This window comes from Bacteroides sp. GD17, from assembly GCF_038448625.1.
GTDB lineage: Bacteria > Bacteroidota > Bacteroidia > Bacteroidales > Bacteroidaceae > Bacteroides.
The window spans coordinates 86,504-102,869 of sequence record NZ_JBCEZS010000015.1; the positions used below are offsets into that span (position 1 = coordinate 86,504).

At 45.4% G+C, this 16,366-nt stretch carries 14 protein-coding genes; 12 read left to right on the forward strand and 2 right to left on the reverse strand.

The genetic code is table 11. The features are described 5' to 3' along the window. Positions 1-4 precede the first annotated feature (4 nt). The 11 genes from AAE250_RS19460 (at position 5) to AAE250_RS19510 (ending at position 12,566) form a co-directional block, all read left to right on the forward strand. On the forward strand, positions 5-4,027 hold the full coding sequence (locus AAE250_RS19460) for a glycoside hydrolase family 2 TIM barrel-domain containing protein (protein ID WP_294599221.1): 4,023 nt from the start codon (positions 5-7) through the stop codon (positions 4,025-4,027). A gap of 111 nt (positions 4,028-4,138) precedes the next feature. Next, positions 4,139-5,212: a tRNA 2-thiouridine(34) synthase MnmA gene (mnmA, locus tag AAE250_RS19465; protein WP_294599218.1), complete on the forward strand. Its 1,074-nt coding sequence runs from the start codon at positions 4,139-4,141 to the stop codon at positions 5,210-5,212. A 23-nt stretch (positions 5,213-5,235) separates the two neighbouring features. After that, positions 5,236-6,603, forward strand: coding sequence for a S8 family peptidase (locus AAE250_RS19470; RefSeq protein ID WP_294599216.1), 1,368 nt, complete (start codon positions 5,236-5,238; stop codon positions 6,601-6,603). 17 nt (positions 6,604-6,620) lie between these two features. After that, positions 6,621-7,856, forward strand: coding sequence for an exodeoxyribonuclease VII large subunit (gene xseA / locus AAE250_RS19475; RefSeq protein ID WP_294599215.1), 1,236 nt, complete (start codon positions 6,621-6,623; stop codon positions 7,854-7,856). A 71-nt stretch (positions 7,857-7,927) separates the two neighbouring features. Continuing rightward, positions 7,928-8,332: a hypothetical protein gene (locus tag AAE250_RS19480; RefSeq protein WP_294599212.1), complete on the forward strand. Its 405-nt coding sequence runs from the start codon at positions 7,928-7,930 to the stop codon at positions 8,330-8,332. Positions 8,333-8,394: 62 nt separating this feature from the next. Then, complete coding sequence (locus AAE250_RS19485; protein WP_294599210.1) at positions 8,395-8,802, forward strand: hypothetical protein; 408 nt, start codon at positions 8,395-8,397, stop codon at positions 8,800-8,802. A 54-nt stretch (positions 8,803-8,856) separates the two neighbouring features. Beyond that, a complete protein-coding gene (xseB, locus tag AAE250_RS19490; RefSeq protein ID WP_294599207.1) occupies positions 8,857-9,069 on the forward strand; it encodes an exodeoxyribonuclease VII small subunit in 213 nt (70 codons plus the stop codon). Positions 9,070-9,121: 52 nt separating this feature from the next. Next, positions 9,122-10,141, forward strand: a complete 1,020-nt coding sequence (locus AAE250_RS19495) for a branched-chain amino acid aminotransferase (protein ID WP_294599204.1) — start codon at positions 9,122-9,124, stop codon at positions 10,139-10,141. Positions 10,142-10,272: 131 nt separating this feature from the next. Next, positions 10,273-11,031, forward strand: a complete 759-nt coding sequence (gene trmB, locus AAE250_RS19500; RefSeq protein ID WP_294599201.1) for a tRNA (guanosine(46)-N7)-methyltransferase TrmB — start codon at positions 10,273-10,275, stop codon at positions 11,029-11,031. Between the two features lie 327 nt (positions 11,032-11,358). After that, complete coding sequence (locus AAE250_RS19505) at positions 11,359-11,487, forward strand: iron-sulfur cluster assembly protein (RefSeq protein WP_446715776.1); 129 nt, start codon at positions 11,359-11,361, stop codon at positions 11,485-11,487. A gap of 2 nt (positions 11,488-11,489) precedes the next feature. After that, entirely contained in the window at positions 11,490-12,566 is a 1,077-nt protein-coding gene (locus AAE250_RS19510; protein ID WP_342289302.1) for an Mrp/NBP35 family ATP-binding protein, read from the forward strand. An 82-nt stretch (positions 12,567-12,648) separates the two neighbouring features. Here the strand turns inward: AAE250_RS19510 and AAE250_RS19515 are convergent, their stop codons facing one another. Together AAE250_RS19515 and AAE250_RS19520 are read right to left on the reverse strand one after the other, a co-directional pair. Then, a complete protein-coding gene (locus AAE250_RS19515) occupies positions 12,649-14,691 on the reverse strand; it encodes a TonB family protein (RefSeq protein ID WP_294599196.1) in 2,043 nt (680 codons plus the stop codon). A 79-nt stretch (positions 14,692-14,770) separates the two neighbouring features. Continuing rightward, positions 14,771-15,133: a BlaI/MecI/CopY family transcriptional regulator gene (locus AAE250_RS19520; protein WP_294599193.1), complete on the reverse strand. Its 363-nt coding sequence runs from the start codon at positions 15,131-15,133 to the stop codon at positions 14,771-14,773. A gap of 639 nt (positions 15,134-15,772) precedes the next feature. On the opposite strand from AAE250_RS19520, the gene AAE250_RS19525 reads away from it, so the two are divergent. Further along, on the forward strand, positions 15,773-16,324 hold the full coding sequence (locus AAE250_RS19525; RefSeq protein WP_446715775.1) for an RNA polymerase sigma-70 factor: 552 nt from the start codon (positions 15,773-15,775) through the stop codon (positions 16,322-16,324). Positions 16,325-16,366: the final 42 nt, after the last annotated feature.

The following is a 16,366-nucleotide window of genomic DNA, read 5'->3' on the forward strand; positions in this document are numbered from 1 at the left end:
ATTTATGAAGAAAATTTTTAGTACATTATTCTTGTGTGGTTTTATTTTGTCGGCTTCAGCGGGGAACGGAGATCTTTTAAAAGGCTTCCAATATGCTTCTGCTGAGACACCCGACGGTAAAGAGTGGGAATCTCCTGAGCGTTTGGCCTTGAATAAAGAACAGCCCCATGCCATCTTTTACTCTTTTGCCGATGTGACTGCAGCCCGGAAAGTGCTGCCCGAAAACAGTACTTACCGGATGAGCCTCAATGGTGAATGGAAATTTTATTGGGTACCCGAACCGGAGAAACGTCCGAAGGATTTTTATCGGACGGATTATGATGTTACCGGTTGGGACAACATCCCCGTTCCTTCCAATTGGAATATTTACGGACTTCAGAAAGATGGAACGCAGAAATACGGAACTCCCATTTATGTGAACCAACCCGTTATCTTTCAGCATAAAGTGGCTGTGGACGATTGGCGGGGAGGAGTGATGCGTACGCCGCCCGAACACTGGACTACCTATAAATGCCGCAATGAAGTCGGGTCTTATCGCAGAGACTTTACCGTTCCCGAGGACTGGGAGGGGCGCGAAGTCTTTATCAATTTTGATGGTGTGGATTCCTTCTTCTATTTGTGGATAAACGGGCGTTATGTAGGCTTTTCCAAGAACTCCCGCAATGTGGCGAGTTTCAACATAACTCCCTATCTTGTAAAAGGTAAGAATGTGGTTGCTGCCGAAGTGTATCGAAGCTCTGACGGCTCATTTCTGGAAGCGCAAGACATGTTCCGTCTGCCGGGCATCTTCCGCACGGTAGCATTGACTTCCACTCCTAAGGTACATGTACGCGATTGGGTTGTTATACCTGATTTGAATGCTACTTTTGATGAAGGCACCTTATCTATTAAAGCCGAGATCCGCAATTTGGATAAAAAAGAAGCCAAAGGATATAGTATGGTTTACTCGCTTTATGCCAATGAGTTGTACTCGGACGAGAACACATTGGTAGCATCCGGCGCAGCTACTGCAGCGGTAGACCCGATAGGAAAAGGTGAAATAATATCATGCCAGGCAGTGCTGACTCAGAAAGCTCCCCGATTGTGGTCGGCAGAACAACCTTATCGCTATACGTTGGTCGGCGAATTGAAAGATAAGAAAGGACGCACAGTGGAAACCGTTTCTACTTATGTCGGTTTCCGTAAGGTAGAAATAAAAGATACTCCTGCTTCTGCCGATGAGTTTGGTTTAGCCGGGCGTTACTACTATATCAATGGCAAAACAGCCAAGCTGAAAGGTGTCAACCGCCATGAAAGTAATCCTGCTTTGGGACATGCCATTACCCGCGAGCTAATGGAAAAAGAGGTCATGCTGATGAAACGTGCTAATATCAACCATGTCCGTAATTCACATTATCCGGATGATCCGTATTGGTATTACCTCTGCGATAAATATGGCATCTACCTGGAAGATGAAGCCAATATTGAATCGCACGAATATTATTACGGCAAAGCCTCTTTGTCTCATCCTGCCGAATGGGAGAATGCGCACGTGGCTCGCGTGATGGAAATGGTACATAGCAATGTCAATCATCCATCCATTGTTATCTGGTCGTTGGGCAATGAGGCGGGACCGGGTAGAAACTTCGTATCGGCTTATAATGCACTGAAAGCGTTCGACCTTTCCCGTCCCGTTCAGTACGAACGCAATAATGACATTGTTGATATGGGTTCCAATCAGTATCCTTCTATAGCATGGGTACGTGAGGCCGTAAAGGGTAAATATGACATTAAGTATCCCTTCCATATTTCAGAATACGCTCACTCTATGGGGAATGCCTGCGGTAATCTGATAGATTATTGGAATGCCATTGAATCGACCAACTTCTTCTGCGGTGGTGCCATCTGGGACTGGGTGGACCAGTCAATGTACAACTATACCCCGGACGGTAAACGCTACTTGGCTTATGGCGGTGACTTTGGTGATACGCCCAATGACGGACAATTTGTAATGAATGGTATTGTATTTGGTGATCTTGAACCAAAGCCCCAATATTATGAGGTGAAGAAAGTATATCAGCACATCGGTGTCCGTGCACTGGATGTGCAGAAAGGGGAGTTTGAAATCTTCAATAAATACTATTTCAAGGATTTGTCCGATTATCAGGTACGCTGGTCATTGTCCGAAAATGGCAAGGAAGTGCAGAGCGGCTTACTTCCTATGAGGCAAGTCGCTTCCCGCAGCCGGGCAACAGTTCATGTCCCTTACGATTATCAGGCGCTGAAGCCGGAAGCTGAATATTTCGTTAAAATCCAATTCCTGCTGAAAGAGGCTGCACCCTGGGCTGAAAAGGGCTATGCTATGGCCGAAGAACAGATCGCTTTGAAGCAGGCAACGACTTTGCCTGGTATGCATGCCGTGACGGCTACCGCCGGTAATTTGGTGATGGATAAGGACGATGCCCGTTTTACCACTATCAAAGGAGATGGTTTTGAAGCCCGTTTTGACATGCAGGCAGGTACAATCTACAGCTTGAAGTACAAGGGAGAGACTGTAATTGCCGACGGCAACGGTCCGCAACTGGATGCTTTCCGTGCTTTCACAAACAATGATAATTGGGCTTACGCTGCCTGGTTTGAGAACGGACTGCATAATCTGAAGCATAAAGCTACTCAAAGTAATGTGATGCAACGTGCCGATGGAGCAATCGTATTGTCATTCACTGTTGAGTCGCAGGCGCCGAATGCCGCCCGCATTCTTGGCGGAACATCCAGCGGTAAGAATAAGATTGAAGAACTGACTGAACAGAAGTTCGGCGAGAACGACTTTAAGTTTACCACCAATCAGGTATGGACAATCTATCGTGACGGTTCCATCGAATTGCAGTCGGGCATTACCTCCAACCGCCCCAATCTGGTATTGCCACGTTTGGGTTACGTGATGAAACTCCCCGGGAAATATGAAAACTTCACTTACTACGGCCGTGGACCTATTGAAAATTATCCGGACCGTAAGACGGGGCAGTTCATTGAAATTCATCAGAATAAGGTTGCCGATGAATTCGTCAATTTTCCTAAACCGCAGGATATGGGTAACCATGAAGAGGTACGTTGGTGTGCACTGACCGATAACGCAGGCAGTGGGGCACAATTCATTGCTTCCGGTCAGATGTCTGTGGCTCCTTTGAAATATTCGGGGGTAGATATGGTTCTGGCAGGACATCCTTACCAACTTCCGGCGGCTACCGATACTTATTTGCATTTAGACCTGGCCGTTACAGGTTTGGGTGGAAATAGTTGCGGACAGGGTGCTCCGCTGGTCGAAGACAGAGTTTTTGCCGGGCAGCACTTCTTCGGATTTATCATTCGGCCGGCTGCGCAAGACTTGTCGTTGGCTGCGCAAGTCATGGCTGACGGAGAAATACCATTGAATATTGTCCGTGATAAAGCGGGCGAGGTGACGATTGTTTCTCCCCGTCCCGATGCTGATATCTGCTATACGATGGGGAAGAGCAAAAAGGTACAAAAGTATGTTGCACCTATTCCTATGCGCGAAGGCGGTGTCATTACGGCTTGGTTCAAGTCCACACCGGACATTAAATCTACGCAAGCTTTCAATAAAATAGAGAAAGTGCAGGTCGAAGTAGTGAATGCCAGCAGCCAGGAAACGGGTGAAGGCGATGCCGCTAACCTAGTGGACGATGATCCAAGTACCATCTGGCACACTATGTATTCTGTTACGGTAGCCAAATATCCGCATTGGGTTGATTTGGATGCCGGAGAAGTGCGTGCTATCAAAGGATTTACCTATTTACCCCGTCAGGATGGTAGTAATGGTAATATAAAGAACTATAGTATCCAGGTCAGTACGGATGGAAAGACTTGGAGCGAACCGGTGGCACAAGGCAGCTTTGAGAATAATCTGAAGGAGAAGACGGTACATTTTGATAAGCCGGTCAAAGCACGCTTTATCCGCTTTACTGCTCTTAGTGAACAAAACGGTCAGGATTATGCTTCGGGTGCCGAGTTGTCAATCTTAGTGGAATAAAATAGAAAAAAGATAGTGTTTAAGTGAAGGCATGCTAAAAAAGGCATGCCTTTTCTATCTCTTCTCCCCGAAATCATGTATTTTTGCAAACTAATGAATCGGTTTCTAACTATGGACGTATTTGAAAAACGGGTACTGGTGGGCATGAGCGGTGGTATAGACAGTACCGCTACTTGCCTGATGTTGAAGGAGCAAGGCTATGAGATAGTCGGCCTCACTATGTGGGTATGGGGAGATGAACCGGTGGAAGCCAGGCAACTCGCTGAGAATATGGGCATCGAGCATTACATTGCCGATGAGCGTGAAGCCTTTCGTAAAGTAATCGTTCAGAATTTCATTGATGAATACCGTCAGGGGCGGACTCCCAATCCTTGTGTGATGTGCAATCCGTTGTTTAAATTTCGTATTCTGACGGAGTGGGCAGATCGGTTGAACTGCAAGTATATTGCTACGGGACACTATACGCGGCTGGAAGAACGAAATGACAAAATCTATATCGTTGCCGGAGATGACGACAAGAAAGATCAGTCTTATTTCCTTTGGCGATTGGGTCAGGACGTACTGAAACGTTGCATTTTCCCTTTAGGAACATTTACGAAAGTGCAGGTGCGCGAATACCTGCGTGATAAAGGATATACCGTCAAGGCGGAAGAGGGGGAAAGTATGGAAGTCTGTTTCATCAAAGGAGACTACCGGGACTTTTTGCAGGAACACTCTCCGGAGATAGATCGGGAAGTCGGCCCGGGGTGGTTTGTCAATTCGGAAGGAGTGAAATTGGGTGAGCATAAAGGCTTTCCTTATTATACCATCGGGCAGCGCAAAGGGCTGGAAATAGCTCTGGGAAAACCTGCTTATGTGCTGAAAATCAATCCACAAAAGAATACTGTAATGTTGGGTGATGCCGAACAACTGCTTACGAAATATATGTTGACCGAGCAGGAAAACTTGGTCGACGAGCAGGAATTTTTTGAAAGCCGTGAACTCACCGTACGCATCCGCTATCGCAGTAAACCGATTCCTTGTACTGTGAAGCGTTTGGAAGACGGACGTTTGCTGGTACATTTCCAAACGGAAGCATCTGCCATCGCTCCGGGACAATCGGCTGTCTTTTATATCGGTAAGCGGGTGCTGGGCGGTTCGTTCATTGCTTCGCAGCGGGGAATAGGAATGTATATAGAGAATTAATATAGCGAATTAAGAAATAAAAGATGAAGAAACTGTTTTTCCTTTTAGGCTTTGCTCTGCTTGCAGTTGGGGCATCGGCACAACAAGACACTTTAAAGTATCGTATCAGTCTGAAAGACAAGGCTGCTACAACGTATTCACTAAAGCACCCGGAAGCTTTTCTGTCCCAGAAGGCTATTGAACGCCGCCGGAAGCAGCATCTGCCTATAGATTCTACCGACCTGCCGGTATGTCGCAAATATATAGACGAGATACGCAGACAGGGGGTAAACATCGTGGTTGCCGGGAAGTGGGAGAACTTTGTAACAGTTTCTTGCAATGATTCTACCCTGATAGACCGCATTGCCGCACTGCCTTTTGTCCGTGAAACGGAGAAGGTGTGGATAGCTCCTGCCGGAGATAAACCGTCGATGTCGACTCAGCGCGACTCTTTGGTGAATACCCCGACTGTACATCCTGACAGTATCTATGGTCTTGCCATCAACCAGATACAGCTGAGTAAGGGTGATAAGTTGCATCAGGAAGGCTTTAAGGGGCAGGGGATGACGATTGCCGTTATTGATGCCGGATTCCATAATGTCGATAAGATTGCTGCGATGCAGAATATCCGTATATTGGGGACAAAGGATTTTGTGAATCCGCAGGCAGATATTTTTGCGGAAAGCAGCCACGGCATGATGGTACTTTCTTGTATCGGAATGAATCAACCCGGTATCATGACCGGTACGGCGCCCGAAGCTTCTTTCTGGTTGCTTCGCAGTGAGGACGAGTATTCCGAGCACTTGGTAGAACAGGATTATTGGGCGGCAGCGGTAGAGTTTGCCGACAGTGTAGGTGTGGATGTGCTCAATACTTCATTGGGGTATTATACTTTTGATGATAAATCCAAGGATTATAAATATCGCGAGTTGGATGGACACCATGCATTGATGTCCCGTCAGGCATCGCGCATTGCTGATAAAGGCATGGTGCTGGTGTGCAGTGCAGGCAATTCCGGCATGAGCTCCTGGAAGAAAATTACTCCTCCGGGAGATGCTGAAAATGTGTTGACGGTGGGGGCTATTGATAAAGAAGCACTTTTGGCTCCTTTCTCTTCTATCGGCAACACGGCGGATAACCGGATAAAACCGGATGTGGTTGCTGTCGGCTTAGGTTCTGATGTGATGCGCACGGATGGTAATCAGGGAAAGGCAAACGGGACTTCTTTCTCTTCACCTATTATGTGTGGCATGGTGGCTTGTCTGTGGCAGGCTTGCCCGACGTTGACAGCTAAAGAGGTGGTGGAATTAGTACGTAAAGTTGGCGATCGCGTTGACTTTCCTGATAATATCTATGGCTATGGAGTACCGGATATGTGGAAGGCGTATGAAGAATATAAAAGTAGTAAGTAGTTAGTAGTTAGTAGTAGGTGGATGCTTTATCACTATATGATCTGAATGCGCTGGTGCGCCGCAGCATTGAACAATGCCTGCCCGATGAATTTTGGGTACAGGCAGAGTTGAGCGATGTGCGCACCAACAGTACGGGGCATTGCTACTTGGAGTTCGTACAGAAAGATCCTCGCAGCAATAATCTGATAGCCAAAGCGAGGGGTACAATCTGGGCGAATGTATTCCGTTTGCTGAAACCTTATTTTGAGGAGGCTACGGGGCAGGCATTCGTTTCGGGCATTAAAGTTCTGGTGCAAGTCACTGTGAACTTTCACGAACTTTATGGTTATAGCTTGACGGTGCAGGACATTGATCCTACCTATACGTTGGGTGATATGGCCCGCCGCCGCAAAGAAATTTTAAAGCAACTCGAAGAGGAAGGGGTACTTACTCTTAATAAGGAGTTGGAGATGCCTCGCTTACCACAACGCATTGCTGTTATTTCATCTCCTACAGCAGCGGGATACGGCGACTTCTGTCATCAATTGCAGAATAATCCACGCGGCTTCTACTTCTATACCGAACTGTTTCCTGCATTAATGCAAGGCGATCGTGTAGAAGAATCTGTTCTGTCTGCGCTCGATAAAGTGAATGCCCGCTTGACAGAGTTTGATGCTGTTGTCATTATCCGGGGAGGGGGTGCCACTTCCGACCTCTCCGGTTTCGATACCTACCTGCTTGCTGCCGCGTGCGCACAGTTTCCCTTGCCTATTATCACCGGCATCGGGCATGAACGTGATGACACAGTACTCGATTCTGTAGCTCATACCCGTGTCAAGACACCTACCGCTGCCGCCGAGTTCCTGATAGACTGCATGAACGATGCTGCAGATGAATTGGAATTGCTTGCTACCCGTTTGCAAGAATCTGTCCGAAACCTTTTGTCGCAAGAACATCGGAAACTTACTGCATATAGAAACCGCATTCCTTCTGCCGCTTACCGGCGGATATCAGATGCAAAACTTGCACTGCTCACTGCACGGAGAGATATTGCACAAGCAGTTACTTCTTCTCTTTCCCGTCATCGCCATCGTCTGGAACTATTGCAACAACGGTTAACGGACGCTTCACCGGAGAAACAGCTGGCTCGTGGCTATAGCATTACTTTGAAGGATGGTAAAGTAGTGAGACATTCCGGAGAAATGAAAGAAGGTGATAAAATCGTAACTCGTTTATATCAAGGAGAATTGCTGTCTATCATACAAAAAGAATAATGCTTTGTTTATGCAGTATCTTTTAGATGTGTGCATTTACTATACATAGTTTAACTCTAAAATATGGTACAATGAAAACATCGAAATTATTAGCAATGCTATTTTCTTTTTTAATGGTAACCGTTTTTTCTTCGTGTTCTGACGATGAAAGTGGTATGGTTAATTCCTTGCAATTGAAGGGCATATGGTTTGTAACAGAACCCGTACTTGCAGATGATTATGTCACTTCCTACACCTTTGAAACGGATAAAATTTGCTCCATTTATACCGGGAGTCCTGTTTCAAATGGAGTTCCACTACAGCGTACTTACAAAATCACTAAGGGCGGCAGTATTATCACCTTTTTTGATGAAGATGGAAACCGTACAGAACAATACCAAATTCTAAAACAGACCTTCGATAAGATGGAATGGAGGAATATAACTCCCAAAGATGGTAATTCGGACAAATGCCTTGAAAAAGCGAAATCGCAATAATATGAGTAAAAGTCTGTGAGATAGAAAACCACAAATAATATAACTTCAAAAACCATGTTAATATGAAAACGCAGAAATTGTTAGGAGTCTTTTTATTGTTCTTATTTGCACTCAGTTTTGGTGCATGCAGTGACGATGACGAAAAAGAGGGTGTACTTGATTATTCTCAATTGGACGGAACTTGGGAGGTGACGGTACCGGTACTTGACTTCGATGCTGTAGAACGCTATGCCTTTAATACTCAAAGTCGGACATGTGAGGCTCTTCTTACGGGGCCGTCAATCTATGGAACGCCTCGTCATTATAAGTATGTGATTGATCTGGAAACCAATCATATAACTTTGACTGATGAGGAGCTTCAGAAGATAGAAGTATATGAGGTTCAAAAATTGACAGCTAAACAGATGAACTGGAAGAATCTGCTGCATGAAAAAGAGGGCTCCGATAAGCAGCTTGTGAAGAAGAAGTAACATGTAATTCGCTGATATTACTTTGGATAGTATTAATAAATAGAATAACATCGTATGGTAACCAAGAAACAAGAAACCTATTCCCAAGCCATGGCGCGCCTGGAAAAGATTGTCGGTCAGATAGACAATAATGAGTTGGAAATTGATGCATTGTCCGAAAAAATAAAGGAAGCGAACGAGATTATTGCGTTTTGCAGCGATAAATTGACCAAAGCAGACCGGGAAATTGAAAAATTACTGTCAGAGAAGCGGGAATCTGAAGAATAAAAGCTACTTTTGTTGCAAAATGTACGTAATGAAGTAACTAATACTTTGAGATATGAAAGAACTGGATTGGGCTAATCTGCCGTTCGGATATATGAAGACAGATTACAATGTGAGAATTTATTATCGTAACGAACAATGGGGCGAAATGGAAGTTTGCAGTGAGGAAACTATCCCTATGCACATGGCTGCCACTTGTTTGCACTACGGTCAGGAGGCTTTTGAAGGCTTGAAGGCTTTTCGTGGTAAGGATGGCAAGGTACGTATTTTCCGTCTGGAAGAGAATGCGGCCCGTTTGCAGTCTACTTGTCGTGGCATCTTGATGCCGGAACTGTCTACAGAACGTTTCAAAGAAGCCATTCTGAAGGTGGTGAAGCTGAATGAGCGTTTTATTCCGCCTTACGAATCGGGCGCTTCTTTATATATCCGTCCGTTGCTGGTGGGTACCGGAGCACAGGTAGGTGTACATCCTGCTAAAGAATATCTGTTTGTGGTATTCGTAACGCCTGTAGGTCCTTACTTCAAAGGCGGTTTCTCAACCAATCCGTATGTCATCATCCGCGAGTTCGACCGTGCTGCCCCGCTGGGTACCGGTACTTATAAGGTGGGTGGTAACTATGCTGCCAGCCTGCGTGCCAACAAGAAAGCACACGATTTGGGCTATGCTTGCGAGTTCTATCTCGATGCCAAAGAGAAGAAATATATGGACGAATGTGGTGCTGCCAACTTCTTCGGAATCAAGGATAATACCTACATCACTCCGAAATCCAGTTCCATTCTTCCCTCCATCACCAATAAGAGCCTGATGCAATTGGCCGAAGATTTGGGTATGAAGGTAGAACGCCGTCCGGTTCCTGAAGAAGAACTGTTGACGTTCGAAGAAGCCGGTGCTTGCGGCACAGCTGCCGTTATCAGTCCTATCGAACGCATTGACGATGTGGAAAACGGTAAGTCTTATGTGATTTCAAAAGACGGAAAGCCGGGACCCGTTTGTACGAAGTTGTACAACAAGTTGCGTGCTATCCAGTATGGTGACGAGCCCGATACTCACGGTTGGGTAACTATTGTAGAATAATACATTACTGAATATTTAGGCACGGATTACACGGATAAACACGGTTATTGGTATATGGCATAACCGTGTTTATCCGTGTAATCCGTGCCTAAAATAATATTATAAGTCAAGCTTTCTTTTAATACACGTAAATGGGAAAGAATAAGTTAGAGAAATTCGCCGATATGGCAAGCTATCCGCACGTTTTCGAATATCCGTATTCAGCAGTAGACAATGTTCCGTTTGAACTGAAAGGAAACTGGCATAAGCAGTTCTTCAAGAATGACAATCCTATTGTTCTGGAGCTGGGTTGCGGCAGGGGAGAATATACCGTCGGGCTGGGACGCATGTTTCCGGACAAGAATTTTATTGCTGTCGATATAAAGGGCGCCCGCATGTGGACGGGGGCTACCGAATCTTTGGAGTCGGGCATGAAGAATGTCGCTTTCCTGCGTACGAATATCGAAATCATCGACCGCTTTTTTGCTTCGGGTGAGGTCAGTGAGATATGGCTCACTTTCTCCGATCCGCAGATGAAGAAAGCTACCAAGCGGCTTACTTCCACCTATTTTATGGAGCGTTACCGCAAATTTTTGAAAGACAATGGCATCGTTCATCTGAAGACGGACAGTAACTTTATGTTCACCTATACCAGGTATATGATTGAGAAGAACCGTTTGCCGGTAGATGTGATGACAGAAGATTTGTATCATTCCGGCATGGCCGATGAAATTCTCAGTATCAAGACTTATTATGAACAACAGTGGCTGGATCGTGGTTTGAACATTAAATACATCAAGTTCCATCTTCCGCAAGAGGGAGAATTGCAGGAGCCTGATGTGGAAATAGAACTGGACGAGTATCGCAGCTATAACCGCAGCAAGCGTAGCGGACTGCAAACGAGTAAATGATAATATAGCGCAGCCAAGCCTGAAGGGCTTTCATCTATCAGCCCAGGGCAACGCCCTGGGTTTAAGAACACCCCCCTGACCTTACGCCCTGAAAGGGCATAAGATTGTATAGCAGGCTTTTGCCCTTTCAGGGCGCAGAGATAGAAGCACATTCTTACCCAGGGCGTTGCCCTGGGCTGGTAGATGAAAGGCTTTCAGCCTAAGGATGCGCAAACATACCAAAAGGAAATTTTGCCGGGGCGCTGCGCCCCTAAATTCCCATTTGTACGAAACAGATTATGAACTAAAACTAAAATTAATATTATGACTCTCTATCCTAAACTGATTATGGATGCACTGGCAACAGTGCGTTATCCCGGCACCGGAAAGAACCTTGTTGAGGCCGGGATGGTGGCCGATAACTTGCGTATCGACGGGATGAAAGTCAGTTTCTCGCTGATATTCGAGANAAACTGATTATGGATGCACTGGCAACAGTGCGTTATCCCGGCACCGGAAAGAACCTTGTTGAGGCCGGGATGGTGGCCGATAACTTGCGTATCGACGGGATGAAAGTCAGTTTCTCGCTGATATTCGAGAAGCCGACAGATCCGTTCATGAAATCGATGTTGAAGGCGGCTGAAACAGCTATACATACTTACGTGTCTCCCGAAGTGGAGGTAGTTATCACTACTGAAAGCCGTCAGGCGCCACGTCCTGAGGTGGGAAAACTGTTGCCTCAGGTGAAGAATGTGATCGGTGTTTCCTCCGGTAAGGGTGGTGTGGGTAAATCTACGGTAGCTGCCAACCTTGCCGTATCTTTGGCAAAACTTGGCTATAAAGTAGGTTTGCTGGATGCCGATATCTTCGGTCCTTCCGTACCAAAGATGTTCCAGGTAGAAGATGCCCGTCCGGTTGCAGAAAGCATCGGTGGACGCGATTTGATTGTGCCGATTGAGAAATACGGCATCAAACTGCTTTCTATCGGTTTCTTTGTCGATCCCGATCAGGCAACGTTGTGGCGCGGCGGTATGGCAAGCAATGCCTTGAAGCAGCTGATTGGCGATGCCAACTGGGGCGATCTGGATTATTTCCTTATCGACCTTCCCCCCGGAACGAGCGATATCCATCTGACGATTGTACAGACATTGGCGCTGACGGGTGTGGTCGTTGTCAGTACGCCGCAAGCAGTGGCTTTGGCCGATGCACGCAAAGGCATCAATATGTTTACCAACGATAAAGTGAATGTGCCCATCCTCGGCCTGGTAGAAAACATGGCCTGGTTTACACCTGCCGAACTGCCGGAGAACAAATACTACATTTTCGGCAAAGAGGGTGCCAAGAATTTGGCTGAAGAGATGAATGTGCCATTACTTGGTCAGATTCCTATTGTGCAAAGCATCTGCGAAAGCGGTGACAAAGGTACCCCGGTTGCTTTGGATGAAAATACAATGACCGGACGCGCATTCTTGCAACTGGCTGCCGCTGTAGTTCGCCAAGTGGACCGTAGAAATGTAGAAATGGCGCCGACGCAAATAGTAGAGGTGCATAAATAAGAGAGCAACAAAATCGATAAATTTGAAAAGGAGCAAATGCCACAAAAGCATTTGCTCCTTTTCTCTTCAAGAAAGAATAGATTTATTGTCGTGGAGTATTTATTACTTTTTGAATGTTCGGATCCGTATTTCCCGGGCCTAAGCGGAACATAACGGGTATGGTATATTTCACGTTTACCGCTTGTCCCCTTTGCATGCCGGGTTTCCATTTGGGCATGATGGTGGTCATACGGATAGCTTCAGCATCCAGTAACGGGTCGATACCGCGAAGTATCTTCGGTGCGATGATGTCTCCGTCTTTGCTGACAACGAATTGTATGGTAACCCTTCCTTGTGTTCCGGTCTTTTGTGCCTCTACCGGATATTTTATATTCTTGGCTAGAAATTCCATTAATGCCCCCATGCCACCGGGAAACTCCGGCATGACATCTACTACTTCAAAGATGGGTTCTCCCGACTCCGTGGTTGCTCGGGCAACGCTGACAACCTCACCTATGTTGTTTGTAACCGGTGTTTTGTCTTCCGACAAGCGAAATACTACAGGAACTGTATATTTCACCCGTACCGCTTGTCCGCGCTGTGTACCGGGTTTCCACTTCGGCATGGAGCTTATTACACGGATCGCTTCTTTGTCCAGTAAAGGCTCAACGCTACGAATCAATCTTGCATTGCTGATGCTACCGTCTTTCTCTACAACAAATTGTACGGTAACTCGTCCTTGCATACCTTGCTTCATCGCTTCTTCCGGGTATTGGAGGTTCTCGCTGATGTATTTCATCAATCCCGACATACCGCCGTCAGCAAACTCCGGCATGTGTTCCACTACTTCAAAAATAGGATTGTCGGGAGTGCCGGTATCACTTTGAATCACATCCTCCCACTTGTCAGGGTAAGTGATTATCCAGTTTTCACGTTCTGCTGCCGACAGGTCTTTTCCTCTGAAAGAGATTGCTTTTTCTTTGCCTCCATCCTTATAGAGGAAGAGTATGGGTGCTTCCGCAACGGTTTGGAATTCGAAACTGCCGTCGGATTCGGTAATGACTCTTTCGCGCATGTATTTCATGTCACTGAGTATTTGCACGCCTTTCAGCGGTTTTCCGTCTTTGTCTACTACCTTGCCTTTGTAAGTCATCACTTTCTTGTCCTGTTCCGGTTGGGGAGTTGCTTGAGGCTCTTGAGCATTCCGTATCGGTTGCTCAATTTTGGAATCTACGGCCTCTATGACTTCGGTTGCAATCTGCTTAGTAGTGCGTGCCACTGCTTCGATGTTGCTGATAATCATAAGTAAGGCTGCCAAGGGAAGGAACATCAGGTATTTGGTTCTTCCTATTTCTCTTGTTCTCTTTTTGTTCATCATCTTGATGCGTTTTTTTAATGGTAAAACATTGAAACTGTTATAGATAGTTGCTGCAGCCTTATGATGTGACAGTCCTAACAGATGATACTGATAGGTTTTGGAATCGTAGCCGTTCTCCAGTACGCGGGCATCGGCCATATATTCCAGATTGGTGCGGATTTCCCGCTTCATGAGCCAGGCAAACGGGTTGAACCAGCATAGTGTGCATGCCAATTCACTGATAATAACATCAATGGAGTGCCATTGCCGGGCATGTGTCTGCTCATGAGTCAATATTTCGTTAAATTCCTCTTCGGTGTGCGAAGCCGGATGAATAAAAATCCAGTGGAAGAAAGAGAAAGGTCCGTCTGCTCGGGGTAGCAAGTGAATGGTTGAGTCGCCTATTTGTACCTTGCGGCATCGGCAGGCCAGACGAATAATGCCTGCCAACTGTACCATGAAGCGTGTGACCAGGAGAGCAACAATTACCCAATAGGCAATACCTGCATATTCAAGGATAATGCTTTTCCAGTCGGTCGTGGTAACTTCAGGGGTAAAAGTGAATTCCGGCAGCACCACGCTGGCATAAAGATCTGCCATTGCCACCATCGGCTCTTGTGCCGTTACCCACGTTTGTATGTTCAGCAACGGAACGGCGGCAGAGATGGCAAAGAAGCATAGCATAGCCGTTCTGCGCCAGCCAAAGAATGTATCTTTGTAGAAAAACAGCCGATAGAACGCATAGAACAGTGCTATCGCTACATTCACTTTCAGAAAATAGGCTAACATAATCTTTTATTTTAAATTTCCGATTTCAGACTTCTGACTTCAGTGACATCCTTCTGCATAGCATAAATCTGAAATCCTTTCACTCTTTTCCTTTCTCAATCATATTTATAATGTCTTTCAGGTCGTTGGTCGAAATCTTTTGCTCCTTGGCAAAGAAAGAAACCATCTCCTTGTACGAGTTTTCAAAATAATTGCGCACAAAGCCGCTCATGAAAGTGCGTTTATATTCACTTTCGCGAATCAGCGGAGTGTACTGATACGTGTTTCCTACGCGGGTGGCATGGACGTATTGTTTACGTTCCAGATTTTTCACGATGGATGCTACGGTAGTGTAGGGGGGCGCCGGCTTAGTGTATTTGGCAACAATGTCCTTCACGAAGCAATCGCCCAGCTCCCAGATGTATAACATCACTTCTTCTTCTTGTATCGTTAATTTTTCCATGGATAAAGTATTTAAATGAATTCATTGCAAAGCTACGAATAATTCGTAATTAATCAAGCTTTAATGAGTTAAATGGTGTGAAAGGCTATTTGCATGTATTCTGCTGCAGGTTTGTTGCCCTGCGTTTATCTATTAAATGGGTACCGGATTTCAGCTTCTCAAATAAAAGTTGCAGCCTGTTTTGCCCTCATACCCTCATAAAAGCTCTGCATCCCTTTATTCATCGGCATTTGAAGTATGAGAGCAACTATGAGGGCACTATGAGGGTAAGCGTTTACTCTCATAGTGTCTGTTATCTTCATCCCTTATGTGTGATGTGTAAAGGCCTAATGTTTGTTCTGTTCATCCCTATTGTTTATTAAGAGCTCACTAATGTGAACATATATATTCATATCTGTGAATATAATTATCTACATTAGTGAACAAATTTATTCATAGCAGTGAACACCTGACAAACAAAAGGACTTAGCAGAACAAACATTAGGGGATAAACTGATAAAGCCTTGTCCTTTATAGAATAAAGCCTTGCATTCAAAGGCAGAAAGTAATATATGCTTTATAAAACATAAAAAAATAATGCGGAAGCCATGCTTTAAAAAATATATTTCAATAACTTTGTTTCCAATACACGTAGTAATAATGAGTTGTACTAATATGCATCGCCAAAATCAGACAGACTATATGGACGAACGTTCTTTCAAACGTTTTGTCGAATCATATTCGAACGATCTGCTTTATTATGCGCGCTATCTTGTCCATTCTAAAGAGGAAGCAGAAGAGATTGTGAGCGATGTATTCTTTGAGGTTTGGCAGAATAGAGACAAACTGCATGAGATAAGAAACGAAAAAGTATGGCTGCTGACCATTACCCACAATAAAGCGGTTTCTTATCTGCGGAAGAAGGAACACTCAGTTTCTTCTGTTTCATGGGATGAGGTAGGCAGCTATACCATGCCTGTTGACCTGCAGACTCCCGATTCGCAGCTGATCAGCCGGGAAGAGATGAACCGGATTAACGCTGCCATCAACAACTTGCCACCCCGATGCAGGCAAGTCTTTATATTAGCTAAGATCGAAAAGCTGCTTTATAAGGACATTGCAAGCATTCTCGACATTTCCGTCAAGACCATTAACGTGCATATAGCCAAGGCTTTAGAACAGATATCGGAGGCTTTGGAAAAAAAAGTTTGAAAAAAAACGTTTTCGATATAGGAGATTTATTTTAAAACTGCG

Coding starts and splice junctions, on each gene's coding strand:
- AAE250_RS19460 (WP_294599221.1), top strand. CDS start 5: ATGAAGAAAATTTTTAGTACATTATTCTTGTGTGGTTTTATTTTGTCG.
- mnmA (WP_294599218.1), top strand. CDS start 4,139: ATGGACGTATTTGAAAAACGGGTACTGGTGGGCATGAGCGGTGGTATA.
- AAE250_RS19470 (WP_294599216.1), top strand. CDS start 5,236: ATGAAGAAACTGTTTTTCCTTTTAGGCTTTGCTCTGCTTGCAGTTGGG.
- AAE250_RS19480 (WP_294599212.1), top strand. CDS start 7,928: ATGAAAACATCGAAATTATTAGCAATGCTATTTTCTTTTTTAATGGTA.
- AAE250_RS19485 (WP_294599210.1), top strand. CDS start 8,395: ATGAAAACGCAGAAATTGTTAGGAGTCTTTTTATTGTTCTTATTTGCA.
- xseB (WP_294599207.1), top strand. CDS start 8,857: ATGGTAACCAAGAAACAAGAAACCTATTCCCAAGCCATGGCGCGCCTG.
- AAE250_RS19495 (WP_294599204.1), top strand. CDS start 9,122: ATGAAAGAACTGGATTGGGCTAATCTGCCGTTCGGATATATGAAGACA.
- trmB (WP_294599201.1), top strand. CDS start 10,273: ATGGGAAAGAATAAGTTAGAGAAATTCGCCGATATGGCAAGCTATCCG.
- AAE250_RS19510 (WP_342289302.1), top strand. CDS start 11,490: ATGGATGCACTGGCAACAGTGCGTTATCCCGGCACCGGAAAGAACCTT.
- AAE250_RS19515 (WP_294599196.1), bottom strand. CDS start 14,691: ATGTTAGCCTATTTTCTGAAAGTGAATGTAGCGATAGCACTGTTCTAT.
- AAE250_RS19520 (WP_294599193.1), bottom strand. CDS start 15,133: ATGGAAAAATTAACGATACAAGAAGAAGAAGTGATGTTATACATCTGG.
- AAE250_RS19525 (WP_446715775.1), top strand. CDS start 15,773: ATGAGTTGTACTAATATGCATCGCCAAAATCAGACAGACTATATGGAC.